The organism is Sandarakinorhabdus sp. FBCC-B8862 (genome assembly GCF_059745315.1).
Window position 1 is genome coordinate 1,567,354 of record NZ_CM185574.1, and the last position, 13,481, is coordinate 1,580,834.

At 65.6% G+C, this 13,481-nt stretch carries 14 protein-coding genes and 1 tRNA gene; 9 read left to right on the plus strand and 6 right to left on the minus strand.

Going from position 1 to position 13,481, the window contains the following annotated elements:
• Positions 1-11 precede the first annotated feature (11 nt).
• Complete coding sequence (locus AC6BOR_RS07665) at positions 12-194, minus strand: hypothetical protein (protein ID WP_498060581.1); 183 nt, start codon at positions 192-194, stop codon at positions 12-14.
• Positions 195-260: 66 nt separating this feature from the next.
• The gene (locus AC6BOR_RS07670; RefSeq protein WP_094473597.1) at positions 261-467 is read right to left on the minus strand and encodes a cold-shock protein; all 207 of its coding nucleotides are present in this window, start codon (positions 465-467) and stop codon (positions 261-263) included.
• A gap of 256 nt (positions 468-723) precedes the next feature.
• Here AC6BOR_RS07670 and AC6BOR_RS07675 point away from each other — a divergent pair, with 256 nt between their 5' ends.
• Complete coding sequence (locus AC6BOR_RS07675) at positions 724-1,374, plus strand: aquaporin (protein ID WP_498060582.1); 651 nt, start codon at positions 724-726, stop codon at positions 1,372-1,374.
• Entirely contained in the window at positions 1,374-2,117 is a 744-nt protein-coding gene (locus AC6BOR_RS07680) for a hypothetical protein (protein ID WP_498060583.1), read from the plus strand. The genes AC6BOR_RS07675 and AC6BOR_RS07680 overlap by 1 nt, the downstream gene beginning before the upstream one ends.
• A gap of 19 nt (positions 2,118-2,136) precedes the next feature.
• Here AC6BOR_RS07680 and AC6BOR_RS07685 read toward each other — a convergent pair whose 3' ends face one another.
• Complete coding sequence (locus AC6BOR_RS07685) at positions 2,137-3,879, minus strand: acyl-CoA dehydrogenase family protein (RefSeq protein ID WP_498060584.1); 1,743 nt, start codon at positions 3,877-3,879, stop codon at positions 2,137-2,139.
• 44 nt (positions 3,880-3,923) lie between these two features.
• Between AC6BOR_RS07685 and AC6BOR_RS07690 the strand changes: the two genes are divergently transcribed.
• Complete coding sequence (locus AC6BOR_RS07690) at positions 3,924-4,862, plus strand: L-threonylcarbamoyladenylate synthase (protein WP_498060585.1); 939 nt, start codon at positions 3,924-3,926, stop codon at positions 4,860-4,862.
• Between the two features lie 180 nt (positions 4,863-5,042).
• On the opposite strand, the gene AC6BOR_RS07695 is transcribed toward AC6BOR_RS07690, so the two are convergent.
• Positions 5,043-5,660 (minus strand): PadR family transcriptional regulator, encoded by a 618-nt coding sequence (locus AC6BOR_RS07695; RefSeq protein ID WP_498060586.1) that lies wholly within the window; start codon positions 5,658-5,660, stop codon positions 5,043-5,045.
• A 141-nt stretch (positions 5,661-5,801) separates the two neighbouring features.
• Here AC6BOR_RS07695 and AC6BOR_RS07700 point away from each other — a divergent pair, with 141 nt between their 5' ends.
• Positions 5,802-6,242: a hypothetical protein gene (locus tag AC6BOR_RS07700; protein ID WP_498060587.1), complete on the plus strand. Its 441-nt coding sequence runs from the start codon at positions 5,802-5,804 to the stop codon at positions 6,240-6,242.
• 39 nt (positions 6,243-6,281) lie between these two features.
• The gene (locus tag AC6BOR_RS07705; RefSeq protein ID WP_498060588.1) at positions 6,282-7,964 is read left to right on the plus strand and encodes an N-acyl-D-amino-acid deacylase family protein; all 1,683 of its coding nucleotides are present in this window, start codon (positions 6,282-6,284) and stop codon (positions 7,962-7,964) included.
• A 139-nt stretch (positions 7,965-8,103) separates the two neighbouring features.
• On the opposite strand, the gene AC6BOR_RS07710 is transcribed toward AC6BOR_RS07705, so the two are convergent.
• The gene (locus AC6BOR_RS07710) at positions 8,104-9,159 is read right to left on the minus strand and encodes an alpha/beta fold hydrolase (protein ID WP_498060589.1); all 1,056 of its coding nucleotides are present in this window, start codon (positions 9,157-9,159) and stop codon (positions 8,104-8,106) included.
• 75 nt (positions 9,160-9,234) lie between these two features.
• Positions 9,235-9,321: transfer RNA gene (locus tag AC6BOR_RS07715), tRNA-Leu, on the minus strand.
• Between the two features lie 161 nt (positions 9,322-9,482).
• Here AC6BOR_RS07715 and AC6BOR_RS07720 point away from each other — a divergent pair.
• The 4 genes from AC6BOR_RS07720 to AC6BOR_RS07735 all read left to right on the plus strand — a co-directional run bounded on the left by AC6BOR_RS07720 (position 9,483) and on the right by AC6BOR_RS07735 (position 13,481).
• The gene (locus AC6BOR_RS07720) at positions 9,483-10,460 is read left to right on the plus strand and encodes a complex I NDUFA9 subunit family protein (protein WP_498060590.1); all 978 of its coding nucleotides are present in this window, start codon (positions 9,483-9,485) and stop codon (positions 10,458-10,460) included.
• The gene (locus AC6BOR_RS07725) at positions 10,460-11,266 is read left to right on the plus strand and encodes an undecaprenyl-diphosphate phosphatase (RefSeq protein ID WP_498060591.1); all 807 of its coding nucleotides are present in this window, start codon (positions 10,460-10,462) and stop codon (positions 11,264-11,266) included. Before AC6BOR_RS07720 ends, AC6BOR_RS07725 begins: the two co-directional genes overlap by 1 nt.
• A 151-nt stretch (positions 11,267-11,417) precedes the next feature.
• Positions 11,418-12,845 (plus strand): NAD(P)-dependent oxidoreductase, encoded by a 1,428-nt coding sequence (locus tag AC6BOR_RS07730; protein ID WP_498060592.1) that lies wholly within the window; start codon positions 11,418-11,420, stop codon positions 12,843-12,845.
• Between the two features lie 24 nt (positions 12,846-12,869).
• Positions 12,870-13,481 carry a DUF2059 domain-containing protein gene (locus tag AC6BOR_RS07735; RefSeq protein ID WP_498060593.1) on the plus strand — a complete coding sequence of 204 codons (612 nt, stop codon included), beginning with the start codon at positions 12,870-12,872 and terminating at the stop codon, positions 13,479-13,481.

A 13,481-nucleotide genomic window follows, 5' to 3' on the forward strand; every position in this document is an offset into this window, starting at 1 on the left:
GGTCCATTCGCTCAGGCGGGCGGCGCGGCGCGTTTTGCCCGTTCGGCCTGACTTGCAGCTTCGGTGTTGGCGAGTTTCTGCCAGGCGGCCTGTGCGCGCAGATACATGGCGCGCTGGTTGCTGAGCCCGGCGGCTTCGGCCTGGCGGCCGCACAGACCGATCTGCTGTTCATAGAAATCGGCGGTGGGACGCATGGCTCTGGCTTTCAAATGGGGGGATGCTTCGGGCGGCACCCGGCTGGGCGCCGCCCGCCAGCACAATCAGGCGGCCTGGAGATTGACAGCCGAGGTCTTGCCACGGCGATCGGTCTCGAGTTCGTAGCTGATGCGCTGTTCCTTGTTCAGGGTGCTCATGCCGGCGCGTTCGACGGCGCTGATGTGCACGAAATTGTCATCGCCGCCATTTTCGGGCGAGATGAAACCATAGCCTTTATCGGCGTTGAAAAACTTGACGGTTCCGGTGATCATAGGGACTTCCTTTCAGGAAAGCATGTGTATCCACCCGCAAAAGCACGGGCAGAGCTGGAGGCGATTGAAAGGAAGAGGAGCCGATCAGCCGAGCTGATGGAGAGCATCAATTTCCGTCGCAGTCGACGATAGCCTGGCTGCATTGGGCGCTTATTGTGGATAAGTCAAGATTGATTGCCAGCAATGTTGGCGGGGCGGGGCCGATTGACCGCGCCGCGCCGCTGTGCCCCAATGGCCGAAAAAAGGGGGGGATTTGATGCGCATCTTGTGGGCGGAAGCGGTGGGGACCTTCTTCCTGTTTGCAACCGTTGTGGGATCGGGCGTGCTGGCCCAGCAGCTGGGCGGCGGCAATATGCTGCTCGGCGTGCTGGCGGTGACGGTGGCGACCGTGTTCATGCTGCAATTGCTGGTGACGATGCTGGGCCCAGTCTCGGGCGCGCAGTTCAACCCGGTGGTCAGCCTGGTGCTGCGGCTGCGCGGGCAAAGCACATGGGGGGCGACACTGGTGATGGTGGCGGTGCAGGTCGCGGCCGGGGTGGCGGCGGTGCTGGCCGTGCACGCCATGTATGGCCTGCCCCTGTTGCAGGTGGCGACCAACGCGCGCGGCGGGGCCGGCCTGATGCTGGGCGAATTCATCGCCACCTTCGGCCTGATCCTCACCGTGCTGCTCACCGGCCGCCACGCGCCACAAGCCGGCGCCACCAGCGTGGCGCTCTATATTGGCGCCGCGATCCTGTTCACCTCATCAACCTGCTTTGCCAACCCGGCCATCACCATCGCCCGGGCGCTGACCGACAGCTTCACCGGCATCGCGCCGGCGCACGTGCCGGGCTTCATCGCGGCGCAGTTCGCCGGTGGGCTGGCGGCGCACTGGTTGGAGCGGCTGTTGTATCCGGAGGTCAAGTGATGGAAATAAAACTGAGCATAGATATTAACGATTATTTAAAAGCCACTGAAGAGACGTATAACGCATTCAAAGTTAGAGACGATCCAATCTTTTCTATTGTGTCCGATTTGCATAATTATATTACTCATATCTTAGAGCAGGGCTTTGTAAATCAAAGGCCAATTCCAGTAATGCTTTCTATGAATTCCTATATGAATTACATGGCATCCGTTAGAGTTGCAATGAGCGGTCATTCTTCAGCGGTTTTTCCTATACTGAGATCATCCCTTGAATCTGCGTGCTATTCTTACTTAATGACACAACATGACAATCTGGAACAGGTTTGGCTGGAGCGACACGCTGGACCACTGCAGATGAAAGCTTGTCGGGATGCCTTTTCGATTGCAGTGAAAGATGTTGCCAGAACCCTAAATGAGAAACACGGACAGGCAGAAAGCTGGATCAATGAAGCCTATCAGAGCACCATAGACTACGGCGCGCACCCAAATGTTAAATCGATTATGGATCATATTCAAGTTGATAACAAGAAATATGAGGATCTTGTCGAAATTCGATTAGCCGGGGTATATAGTGCAGATCACGTAATGGCCAGAAGATCGCTACTAGCATGCTGCGACATAGGAGTAATATTAGCACTTATAATCACAGCAACTGATTTTTCAGTAACTGAATTATTTGTGCCGCGTTTACAAGATATAAACCATCGAAAAAACCAACTTGCGCACCAAGAGTTTGACACTTGAAGAATTAAGCCCGGAGAACTCACACTGCCGCCAGCCCATCCTCCGAAATCGCGTAGAACAGGCTCGCCCCGCGCATGGCGCTGGCGGCCAGCGCCTGCACCTGCGGCAGCAATTGTTCGGCGAAGAAGCGGGCGGTGGCGCGTTTGGCGGCGGCGAACTGCGGATCGGGGTGGGCGCGGCTGGCGAGCGCCTGCTTGGCCAGCAGCCAGCCGCCGAGCGTGAGGCCCATCAGCTTGAGATAGGGCGTGGCGCCGGCGGCGACATCATCCGGGTTGTTGGCGGCGGCCAGCCACAGCGAGGTGGTGTGGGCCGAATCGAGCGCATCCTGCAGCCAGGGGGTGATCAGCTTCAGCTCCGCATCCTCGCCCAGATCGGACAGCGTGGCACGCACCTCGCCCAGCAGCGCCTTCCAGTGGGCGCCGCCGTCTTGATGCAGCTTGCGGCCGACCAGATCCATCGCCTGGATGCCGTTGGTGCCTTCGTAAATCGGGGCGATGCGGGCATCGCGCAGGAACTGGGCGGCGCCGGTTTCCTCGACATAGCCCATGCCGCCAAAAATCTGCACGCCAAGGCTGGCGACCTCGACCCCGATATCGGTGGCCCAGGCCTTGGAAATCGGGGTGAGCAGATCGGCCAGCCCTTGGCCCTCAGCGTCGCCGGCATGGGCGCGGTCCACCGCAGCAGCGTTGAGATAGACCAGCGCGCGGGCCGCTTCGGTGAGCGCCCTCATTGTCATGATCGTGCGGCGCACATCGGCATGTTCGATGATGCGCACCGGTTCGCGGCCACCGCCGAATTTGGCCGACTGCACACGGGTGCGCGCATAGTCGAGCGCGTGCTGGGTGGCAGCTTCGGCCACGGCAACGCCCTGCAGGCCCACCTGCACGCGGGCGTTGTTCATCATAGTGAACATGGCGCGCATGCCGCCGTTTTCGGGGCCGACCATCCAGCCGATGCAGGCATCATTGTCGCCAAAGCTCATCGTGCAGGTGGGGGAGGCGTGGATGCCCAGCTTGTGCTCCAGGCCCACGCACTTCAGATCGTTGCGGGTGCCATCGGGCAGAAACTTCGGCACCAGGAACAGGCTGATGCCCTTGGTGCCCGGCGGGCTGTCGGGCGTGCGGGCGAGGACAAGGTGGACGATATTCTCGGCCGCGTCATGTTCGCCCCAGGTGATGAAGATCTTGGTGCCCTTGATGCGCCAAGTGCCATCGGGATTGGGCTCGGCGCGGGACTTCAACGCACCGACATCGCTGCCGGCGGTCGGCTCGGTCAGGTTCATCGTGCCGGTCCATTCGCCGGTGACGAGCTTGGACAGGTAGCGCGCCTGCAGGTCCGGGCTGGCGTGGGCGGCCAGCGCCTCGATCGCGCCCTGAGACAGCATCATGCACAGCGCAAAGGCCATGTTGGCGCTGGTCAGCTGCTCCTGCACCGCGACCGCCACGGCAAAGGGCAGGCCCTGCCCGCCATGCGCTTCCGGCACGCCCAGCCCGGCCCAGCCGCCTTCGACATATTGCTTGTAGGCTTCGGCAAAGCCGGGCGGCAGGGTGACGACGCCATCATCCAGCCGGGCATGGGTGCGGTCACCCACCTTGTTCAGCGGCGCGAAGACATTGCTGGCCAGCTTGCCGGCTTCGGCCAGGATCGCGTCCACCATGTCCGGGCTGGCATTGGCATAGGCCGGCAGCGCGGCAAGGTCGGGCAGATCGGCAATCACATCCAGCGCAAAGCGTTGCTCGGTGGTGGGGGCGGTGTAGGGCATCGCAGGTTTCCGTTTTGGCGTTTGCCCCGGTATAGACGCGAGCCATGGAAGCCGGAAGCCGCCTGTTGCAGCCCGACGCCGCCGGCATTGCCGCAGCTGCCGAGCGGTTGCGCGCCGGCGAGCTGGTCGCGGTGCCGACCGAGACGGTCTATGGCCTGGCGGCGCGGGCCGATGATGGCGCGGCGGTGGCGGGGATTTATGCCGCCAAGGGCAGGCCGAGCTTCAACCCGTTGATCGTGCATGTGGCGGATGTGGGCCAGGCCCAGACGTTGGCGCATTTTTCGCCATTGGCGTTGCACTTGGCGGAAGCGTTCTGGCCGGGGCCGCTCACCCTGGTGCTGCCACGCCGGGCGGACGCGCCGGTGGCATCGCTGGTGACAGCCGGACTGGAGACGATCGCGCTGCGCTGCCCCGCGCATGTGGTGATGCAGCAACTGGTGCGCGCCGTCGGGCCATTGGCGGCGCCATCGGCCAATGCATCGGGGCGGATTTCGCCGACGCGTGCGGCCCATGTGCTGGCCAGTCTTGCCGATGTGCCGGTGATCGATGCCGGGCCCTGTGCCGCCGGGGTCGAATCGACCATTGTGGCGGTGGAGCAGGCCGGCTGGCGGCTGCTGCGGCCGGGCGCGGTGGCGGTGGAGGCGATCGCGGCCGTGGCGGGTGCGCCGCTGGCGACGGAGTTGGCCGCCAGGGTCCAGGCCCCCGGCATGCTGGCCTCCCATTATGCCCCCGCCCAGCCGGTGCGGCTGGACGCGGTGACGGCGGCTCCGGGCGAGTTTCACATCGGCTTTGGCCCGGTGGCCGGCGATGCCACGCTTTCAGCCAGCGGCGACCTGGTGGAGGCCGCCGCCCGCCTGTTCGATCTGCTGCACGCCGCCGAGGCCAGTGGTCGGCCCGCCATCGCGGTGGCGCCGGTGCCGCGCCATGGGCTGGGCCTCGCCATCAACGACCGCCTGCAGCGGGCAGCCGCGCCGAGAGGGTAGGGCGCGGCCCCGAGATCCTCACCCTCTGGGGGAGGTGCCCGCAGGGCGGAGGGGGCCGACAGGCATGGCCCTGGCCGCTCCCTTGCGTCGCGGCCCCTCCACCGCCTTCGGCGGTCCCCCTCCCCGCCTTTCGGGCAGGGAGGATTGGCGCCACCTCCCCCAAGGGGGAGGATGTGGGCATCACAGCTTGCCGATCTTCTCCGCCGCTTCGCGCAGGATGGCGGCGATGGCTTCGGCGCGCTCGGCGCGGGATTCGGCGTCGCGCACGGCATCGCGGGCGGCTTGCCGCACATCGTGCATGGCCTCGCGCAGCGGATCGCTGGTGCGGTCACCGTTGCAGCGCGCCATGTCAGCGAGGCGCTCCAGCGCCTCCTTCAACTGATCCTCGGCTTCATCCAACGCGGCGCGGCCGGCATCGGTGATGGCATAGCGGCGGCGGCCTTCCTCGCCGGCCACTTCGGCGATCAGCCCTTCATCGGCCAGCATGTTGAGCATCGGATAGATCATGCCCGGCGACGGCGAATAAAGCCCGGCGGACTTTTCCTCGATGGTCTTGATCAGGTCGTAACCGTGGCGCGGTTCGTCCTTCAACAGATGCAGCAACACCAGCCGCATGGCTTCGGCACCAAAGCGGCGGCGGCGGCGCGGGCCTTCGGGGCGCGGCGGGCCATCGAAACCATCACCGAACTCATCGGCAAAGGCCTTGGCAAAGGCGGCCCAGCGGCCGCTGCGACGGGACCAGCCGGTGCTGAATTCCTTGTGAAAACCATCGCGGTCAAAGCGGAAACGGAAATGCATGGCGGTGACTCCAGGGGGCAGTGGAAGTCTTAAGATATATCTTTGCCGACTGTATTGCAAGAGTGACACGGGTGATGGTCATTATCGCTATTGCAAATCATTCGCAACATGTCATGCTGCAGCCGACTTGGAGGACAAGCGATGTTCGTGCGGCATGCGGCAGAATTTCCCTGGGATGGCGGGCGCGGATCTGGCCCGCAGCAGCAGCCCGATCCGCTGCCGCCACACCTGCGCGATCTTCTGTGGTGCCTGCGCCGCATCGCGATGCTACGGCCGCTGGGCCAGGGGCGTGATGCCCATGTGCATCTGCTGCTGCAGCGCGGCTTTGGCGACGGCGGGCTTGGGCTGGAGCATCTGTTGCGTTGTCTTGTCGTGGGGCTGGCCCGGCGGGCGGCCCGGCCGATCCACCTGCACCAGCCCTGCCGGCCGCAGATCAGCGACGATGAATGGCGTCTGCTGACCGGGCTGGCCGAGGCGGCACGGCCGGAACGGGTGGCAGCGGTGCTGGCACCACTGGTGGGCAGCCGCGGGGCCGAACTGGCACCGGTGCTGGCCGGCATCGCCGCCTTGTTGCCGCGCTGAAGCCGGCCTAAGCTCCCCGCCAACAAGGGGGAGGATGACATGACCCGCATGATCGCACTGGCCGCAGTGCTGATGGCCGGTTCGGCGCTGGCAAGGCCGGTGGTGCTGACCGGTGGCCTGATCGTTGATGGCAGTGGGGCCGCGCCCTATGCCGGCTGGTTGGCCATGGAGGGGGACCGTATCACCGCCATCGGCCAGGGCGCGCCGCCGGCCGCTGTGGCCAAGGGCGCCACCGTCACCGATGTGCAGGGCCAGGCGATTTCGCCGGGTTTTGTGAACATGTTGAGCTGGGCCACCGAAAGCCTGTTGGTCGACGGTCGGGCGCAGAGCGACATCCGCCAGGGCGTGACGCTGGAGATCATGGGCGAAGGCAATTCGATGGGGCCGCTGAACCCCGAGATGAAGCGGCTGGCGTTGCTGCGGCAGGACGACATCAAATATCCCATCAGCTGGACGACGCTGGGCGAGTATCTGACCACGCTGGAGAAAAAGGGCATTGCGCCCAATGTCGCCAGTTTCGTCGGCCACACCACGGTGCGCGTGCACGAGGTGGGTGAAAGCGATGTCGATCCCACACCGGAGCAACTTGCCCGCATGCAGAAGCTGGTGCGCGCCGCCATGAACGAGGGCGCGCTGGGGCTGGGCACATCGATGATCTATGCGCCCGCCGCCTATGCCGAAACGCCGGAACTGATCGCCCTTGCCAAGGCCAGCGCTGCCTGTGGCGGCATGTATATCAGCCATATGCGATCGGAAGGGGACCGCATCGAACAGGCGGTGGACGAGCTGATCGAGATTGCCCGCCAATCGGGTGGGCCGGCCGAAATCTGGCACATGAAAATGTCGGGCCGGCGCAACTGGGGCAAGCTGGACACGATCATCGGCAAGATCGAAGCCGCCCGCAAGGACGGCATCCGCATCACCGCCAACATGTATAATTATACCGCCGGCGCCACCGGGCTGGATGCCGCCATGCCGCTGTGGGTGCAATCGGGCGGGCTGGAAGCCTGGATCGAGCGCATGAAGGACCCGGCCATCCGCGCCCGCGTGAAAGCCGAAATGATGGACGAGAATGCCAATTGGGAGAATCTCGCCCGCCGCGCCGGCGATCCCGACAAGGTGCTGCTGCTCGGTTTCAAGAACCCCAAGCTGAAGCCGCTGACCGGCAAGACGCTGGGCGAAGTGGCGCGGATGCGGGGGACCAGCCCGGAAGACACCGCCATCGATCTGGTGATCGAGGATGGCAGCCGGGTCGGCACCGCCTATTTCCTGATGAGCGAGGAGAATGTGAAGCGGCAGACCGCGCTGCCGTGGATGAGCTTTGGTTCGGATGCCGGGGCGCCGAGTGCCGAGGGCGTGTTCCTGCTCTCCCAGGATCATCCGCGCGCCTATGGCAATGTCGCCCGCCTGCTCGGCCATTATGTGCGGGAGGAGAAGACGACCACGCTGGCGGACGCCGTGCGGCGGCTGACCAGCCTGCCAGTGACCAACATGGGCATCAAGGAGCGCGGGCTGCTGAAGCCTGGCTATTTCGCCGATGTGGTGGTGTTTGACCCCAAGACCATCATCGATCACGCCACCTTCGAGAAGCCGGCGCAATATGCCACCGGGGTCGCCCATGTGTGGGTGAACGGTGTGCAGGTGCTGAAGGGCGGCGAGCCAACCGGGGCGGCGGCCGGGCGCTTTGTCAAGGGGCCGGGCGCGGGGAAATGCCCGGTGTAAGATCGGCGTTTCCCGTCATGCTGGCGCAGGCCAGCATCCATCGGGGGGCGTGGGCCGGCCGGGTGACAATTGGGCTCGATCGGCACAGTGGGCGCTGGCCTGCGCCAGCATGACTGGGGTTGTTTGGCCGGCGCGCCCCTCACTTGCTCCGCGCCAGCAGCGCCTTCAGTTCCCCCTCCCAGAAGACCGACCAGGTGTGGGTGCTGTGGCCGCGGGTTGCGGCGGTTTCGGGGATCAGCACGAAGCGGCCCTCCGGCATGGCCTTCACGTGGGCGGTGGCATCGCCGACACCAGGCGGGTTGATGAAATCATCGGCGCTGTTCACCCAGGTGATGGGCACGGTGATGCGGGCGAGATTGGGGGCCGGGTTGTAATTGCGGCTGGCCTCCAGCTGATAGATGCGGTCGTTGGCGTCGGCACTGCCGGCCAGGCCCTGCGCCATGGCGCGTTCGGCGGCAGCATCGGCGAGGTCACGCGTCGGCCAATCGGCCTGCATCCTCACCGGGGCCGAACTCGCCATCGCCTGCAACGCCACACCAACCCTGAGGCCGTTCAGCGGCTGTTTGCTGTAATTGCCGCCGTTCCACTCCGGATCAGCCTTGATGGCCTGGATCGCCATCGCCCGCCACATGCGGTTGCGCCCGGCCAGCGGGATGACATTGCAGGCCAGCGGCATGATCGCGGCGGCGCGGCCGGGCAGATCGGTGCCGAACTGGAAGCCCATCATGCAGCCCATCGATGTCCCCATCAGCAGCCGCAGCCGCTTCACCTTCAGATGATCGAGCAGCAGGCCCTGCGCGCGGACCATGTCGGCATAGTCATAGGCCGGGAAGGCCATCTTCAGCCCATCCGAAGGTTTGGACGAGCCGCCATGGCCGATGGCATCGGGCAGGATGATGAAGTGGGTGGCGAGATCCAGCGGCGCGCCGGGCGCGAACAGGCGGGTGAACTGGGGTGTGAGGAACTGGGCGCCGGTGCCGCCGGTGCCATGGCCGATCATCACCGCGTTGGTGATATCGCCTGCCGCATCGCGCTGCGGCGTGCCCAGGGTGCGATAATGCTGCTTCAGCTCGGGCAGCAGTTGGCCATCGCCGAAGCGGAAATCGCGGGTGACAAAATCCGCCTCGGCCACCGGCAGGGTTTGCGCGGCGGCGGGAGCGGCGATCAGGGCGGCGAGCAGGAAGGTGCGGATCATGGCGGCGATTTGGCCCGGACGATACCACCCACGCAACGAAAAAAGGCCGCCCCGAAGAGCGGCCTTTTCGAAAGATGGTGCCCAGAAGAGGACTCGAACCTCCACGCCCTTGCGAGCGCCAGCACCTGAAGCTGGTGCGTCTACCAATTCCGCCATCTGGGCACGGCGCCGCTTTCGCAGCGCGGTAGGTGGCGGCTGTTATGGGCTGGCGGCGGGCTTGTCAACCGCTGCCAACCGATTTTCTACCGATTTTTCCGGGGGCACCGCGCCGGGGGCAAGATGGCCCAAGACAGGGCGGGCAACTGCCGCTAAACCCTGCCGCCATGATGGCAAACAGCGTGAACGGGGTGCCCCCCCTGGCCCAGGGCGAACTGGTGACGGTGGTGGGTGGAGCCGGCTTCATCGGCCGCTATGTGGTGCAGGTGCTGGCACGGGCCGGTTGCCGAGTGCGCGCCGTGTCGCGCCATGCCGACAGCGCCTTGTTCCTGAAGCCGCTGGGCGATCTGGGCCAGATCCAGGTGGTTTCCGGCAACATTGCCAGCGATGCCGACATGGCGGCAGCCTTTGCCGGCGCGGCGGCCGGGGTGAACCTGGTCGGCATATTGGCCGAATCGGGCAATCAGCGCTTTGATTTGCTGCAAACCGAAGGCGCCGGCCGGGCCGCCCGGGCGGCAGCGGCGGCGGGCGCGCGCAGTTTCGTGCAGGTGTCCGCCATCGGGGCCGATGCCGGCAGCCCCATCGCCTATGCCCGCAGCAAGGGCGAAGGCGAGCAGGCGGTGCTGGCCGCCTTCCCCGGCGCCACCATCCTGCGCCCCAGCCTGGTGGCGGGGCCGGAAGACCAGTTCTTCAACCGTTTTGCCGGGATGGCGCGCATCGCGCCCTTCCTGCCGGCGATTTCGGGCAGCAGCCTGTTCCAGCCAGTCTATGTCCATGATGTCGCCGATGCGGTGCTGGCGGCGCTGAACACGCCGGCGGCGCGCGGCCAGACCTATGAACTGGGCGGGCCGGATGTGCTCAGCTTCACCGCCATCCTGCAGATGATTTCAGACCTGACCGGGCTTGACCGGCCGGTGGTGCCCTTGTCGGACTTCACGTCGGGCCTGCTGGCCAAGCTGGGTGACGTGCTGCCCTTCATGCCGATGAACAGCGATCAGCTCGCCATGCTGAAGAAGGGCAATATCGTCGGCCCCGGCATGCCGGGTCTGGCCGATCTGGGCGTCACCCCCACGCCGCTGGCCGCCTTCGTGCCGGCCATGCTGGAACGCTTCCGCCGCGGCGGTCGCTTTGCCAAGGCCGCCTGATGAACCAGCCCGATCTTCTCACCATCATCCTGCTCGGCATTGTCGAGGGGCTGACCGAATATCTGCCGGTGTCCTCCACCGGCCACCTGATCCTGGCTGGCGAGCTGCTGGGCTTTTCGGGGGAGGCCGGCGCCACCTTTGACATCGCCATCCAGTCCGGCGCCATCCTGGCCGTGCTGGTCGCCTATTGGGGCCGCTTCATGGGCGTGGCGCAGGGGCTGCTGCGGCGCGATGCCGGGGCCTTTGCCTTCCTGCGCAACGTGGTGCTGGGCTTCCTGCCGGCCGCGGTGATGGGCGTGTTGTTCATCAAGGCGGTGGAGGCGCTGCTGGAAAGCCCGACCACGGTGGCGGTGTCGCTGATCCTGGGCGGCATCGCGATCCTGTGGATCGAACGGCGCATGGTCGAGGCCCGGGTTTCGGGGGTGGAAGCGCTTTCCGCCGGCCAGTCGCTGAAGATCGGCCTCGGCCAATGTCTTGCCATGATCCCCGGCGTGTCGCGATCGGGCGCCACCATCATGGCCGCCCTGATGCTGGGGGTAGACCGCAAGACCGCGGCCGAATTCAGCTTCTTTCTCGCGGTGCCGACCATTTCGGGCGCCACCGTGCTGATGCTGTGGAAGAACCGGGACGCGCTCGATGCCTCCAACCTCAGCGCCATCGGCATCGGCTTTGCCGTCAGCTTCGTGGTGGCGCTGGTGGTGGTGAAGGGCTTTGTCGCGCTGGTCAGCCGTTATGGCTTTGCACCTTTTGCCTGGTATCGAATCATCGCCGGCGGCGCGGCGCTGGCCTGGCTCTGGGCGCGATAGGGCCGGATCGGCCATGAATTTTTGGGCATAATCGGCAGAAATCGCCGCTTTCGCTCCAAAAAGGGCAGTATTGTTGCCCAATCTCCCGCTTTTTGCGTGACAAGCGCGTCGCGATATGGTTTCGCGCATCCCATCGAAAGGGATGGCAGCCATGGGCGCAACAAAATTGCTGAAGTTCATCGAGCGGGACCAGGCCTATCCGGCCAAGCGCACTGCCGACGAACGTGCGCAGGATTTCCTGGAGATCAGCCGCCCCTATATCCTGGCCAAGGCCGAGGAGCAGGCCGGCCGCTGCAGCCAGTGCGGCGTGCCCTTCTGCCAGGTGCATTGCCCGCTGCAGAACAACATCCCCGATTGGCTGAAGCTGACAGCGGAAGGCCGGCTGGAAGAGGCCTATGAAGTCTCGTCCGCCACCAACGCCATGCCGGAAATCTGCGGCCGCATCTGCCCGCAGGACCGGCTGTGCGAAGGCAATTGCGTGATCGAGGAAGGCTTTGGCAGCGTCACCATCGGTTCGGTGGAAAAATTCATCACCGACACCGCCTGGGAAAATGGCTGGGTGAAGCCACTGAAGCCGGTGGCTGACCGCAGCGGCCAGAGCGTGGCGATCATCGGCGCCGGCCCGGCCGGGTTGACCGCAGCGGAAGCGCTGCGGGTGAAGGGCTATGACGTGCATGTCTATGACCGGCATGACCGGGCGGGCGGCCTGCTCACCTATGGCATCCCCGGCTTCAAGCTGGAAAAGCCGGTGGTGATGCGGCGCGTGGAGCGGCTGGCGGCCGGCGGCGTGCATTTCCATCTGAATTTTGCCGTGGGCCGTGATGCCAGCCTGGCTGAGCTGCGCGAACGCCATGATGCCGTGCTCATCGCCACCGGCGTGTACAAGGCGCGCCAGGTCGAGGTGCCGGGCGCCGAAGGCCCGACCACGATGGCCGCGCTGGATTATCTGATCGCCGCCAACAAGACCGGCTTTGGCGATGTGCTGGCCGATGCGGCGCAATTTGATGCCGCCGGCAAGCATGTGGTGGTGATCGGCGGTGGTGACACCGCGATGGACTGTGTGCGCACCGCCATCCGCCAGGGCGCGGCCAGCGTGAAATGCCTCTATCGCCGCGACCGGGAGAATATGCCGGGTTCCGCCCGCGAAGTCGCCAATGCCGAGGAAGAAGGCGTGGACTTCGTGTGGCTGGCCGCTCCTGCCGAAATCACGCCGGCCGGCGTGGTGGCGCAGGGCATGCGGCTGGGCCAGCCCGGCCCCGATGGCCGCCGCGCCCCCGAACCGGATGCCGACAACCGCTTCACCCTGCCCGCCGATCTGGTGATCAAGGCGCTGGGCTTTGATGCGGAGGATCTGCCCACGCTGTTCGGTGCGCCGGATCTGCCGGTGACGCGCTGGGGCACATGCCGCGTTGACCACAAGACGATGATGACCGGGCTGGATGGCGTGTTTGCCGCCGGTGACATCGTGCGCGGCGCCAGCCTGGTGGTGTGGGCGGTGCGGGATGGGCGTGACGTGGCGGCGCAGATGCACCAATATCTGCGCGCCCGGGCTGCCGCGGCCGCCACGGTGGCGGCCTGATCCGGCCCGCATCGGAGAATTGCCATGAGCATCAACGCCATCCTGATCGCCGCCGTTGCCACCATCGGCAGCACCGCCGCCGCGCCGCCGGCCCGCCCGGCCGGCCCGCCGGCACCGCCGCCGGTGAAGGCCGATGCCGCCACCATGCAGGCCGCCAACGCGCTGGTGGCGCAATTGGGCCTGAAGGCGCAGTTGCAGAAGCAGATGGCCGGCACGGTGGCGCAGATGAAGCGCGGCAATGTGATCGGCGCCATGCTGGCCCAGCAGCCGGGCTTCATCCCGGCCTATCAGGCCAACAAGGCGAAATTTGATCCGGTGCTGCAGAAGGCCGGCGCCATCCAGGCCGAAATCGCGCAAGGCGTGATCAACCAGAACATGAATGCGGTGGTGGCCGCTGCAGCCCAGGCCTATGCCCGGCAATATACGGCGGCCGAGCTCAACGCCCTGATCGCCTTTTACAAGAGCCCGCTGGGCATGAAGATGCAGGCCAAACAGGGCGCCGTCGCCCAGGAAATCGCCCTGCAGACCGCCCGGCTGGTGGGCGCCAAGATCGATGCTGCCATGGCCGCCAATGCGCCGCGCCTGCGCGCCGCGCTGGCCCCGCTGAACAGCGCGCCGCCCCCTGCCCAGAAATAA

Coding starts and splice junctions, on each gene's coding strand:
- AC6BOR_RS07700 (WP_498060587.1), top strand. CDS start 5,802: ATGTTCGTGCGGCATGCGGCAGAATTTCCCTGGGATGGCGGGCGCGGA.
- AC6BOR_RS07730 (WP_498060592.1), top strand. CDS start 11,418: ATGGGCGCAACAAAATTGCTGAAGTTCATCGAGCGGGACCAGGCCTAT.
- AC6BOR_RS07695 (WP_498060586.1), bottom strand. CDS start 5,660: ATGCATTTCCGTTTCCGCTTTGACCGCGATGGTTTTCACAAGGAATTC.
- AC6BOR_RS07665 (WP_498060581.1), bottom strand. CDS start 194: ATGCGTCCCACCGCCGATTTCTATGAACAGCAGATCGGTCTGTGCGGC.
- AC6BOR_RS07680 (WP_498060583.1), top strand. CDS start 1,374: ATGGAAATAAAACTGAGCATAGATATTAACGATTATTTAAAAGCCACT.
- AC6BOR_RS07670 (WP_094473597.1), bottom strand. CDS start 467: ATGATCACCGGAACCGTCAAGTTTTTCAACGCCGATAAAGGCTATGGT.
- AC6BOR_RS07735 (WP_498060593.1), top strand. CDS start 12,870: ATGAGCATCAACGCCATCCTGATCGCCGCCGTTGCCACCATCGGCAGC.
- AC6BOR_RS07685 (WP_498060584.1), bottom strand. CDS start 3,879: ATGCCCTACACCGCCCCCACCACCGAGCAACGCTTTGCGCTGGATGTG.
- AC6BOR_RS07725 (WP_498060591.1), top strand. CDS start 10,460: ATGAACCAGCCCGATCTTCTCACCATCATCCTGCTCGGCATTGTCGAG.
- AC6BOR_RS07710 (WP_498060589.1), bottom strand. CDS start 9,159: ATGATCCGCACCTTCCTGCTCGCCGCCCTGATCGCCGCTCCCGCCGCC.
- AC6BOR_RS07720 (WP_498060590.1), top strand. CDS start 9,483: ATGATGGCAAACAGCGTGAACGGGGTGCCCCCCCTGGCCCAGGGCGAA.
- AC6BOR_RS07690 (WP_498060585.1), top strand. CDS start 3,924: ATGGAAGCCGGAAGCCGCCTGTTGCAGCCCGACGCCGCCGGCATTGCC.
- AC6BOR_RS07705 (WP_498060588.1), top strand. CDS start 6,282: ATGACCCGCATGATCGCACTGGCCGCAGTGCTGATGGCCGGTTCGGCG.
- AC6BOR_RS07675 (WP_498060582.1), top strand. CDS start 724: ATGCGCATCTTGTGGGCGGAAGCGGTGGGGACCTTCTTCCTGTTTGCA.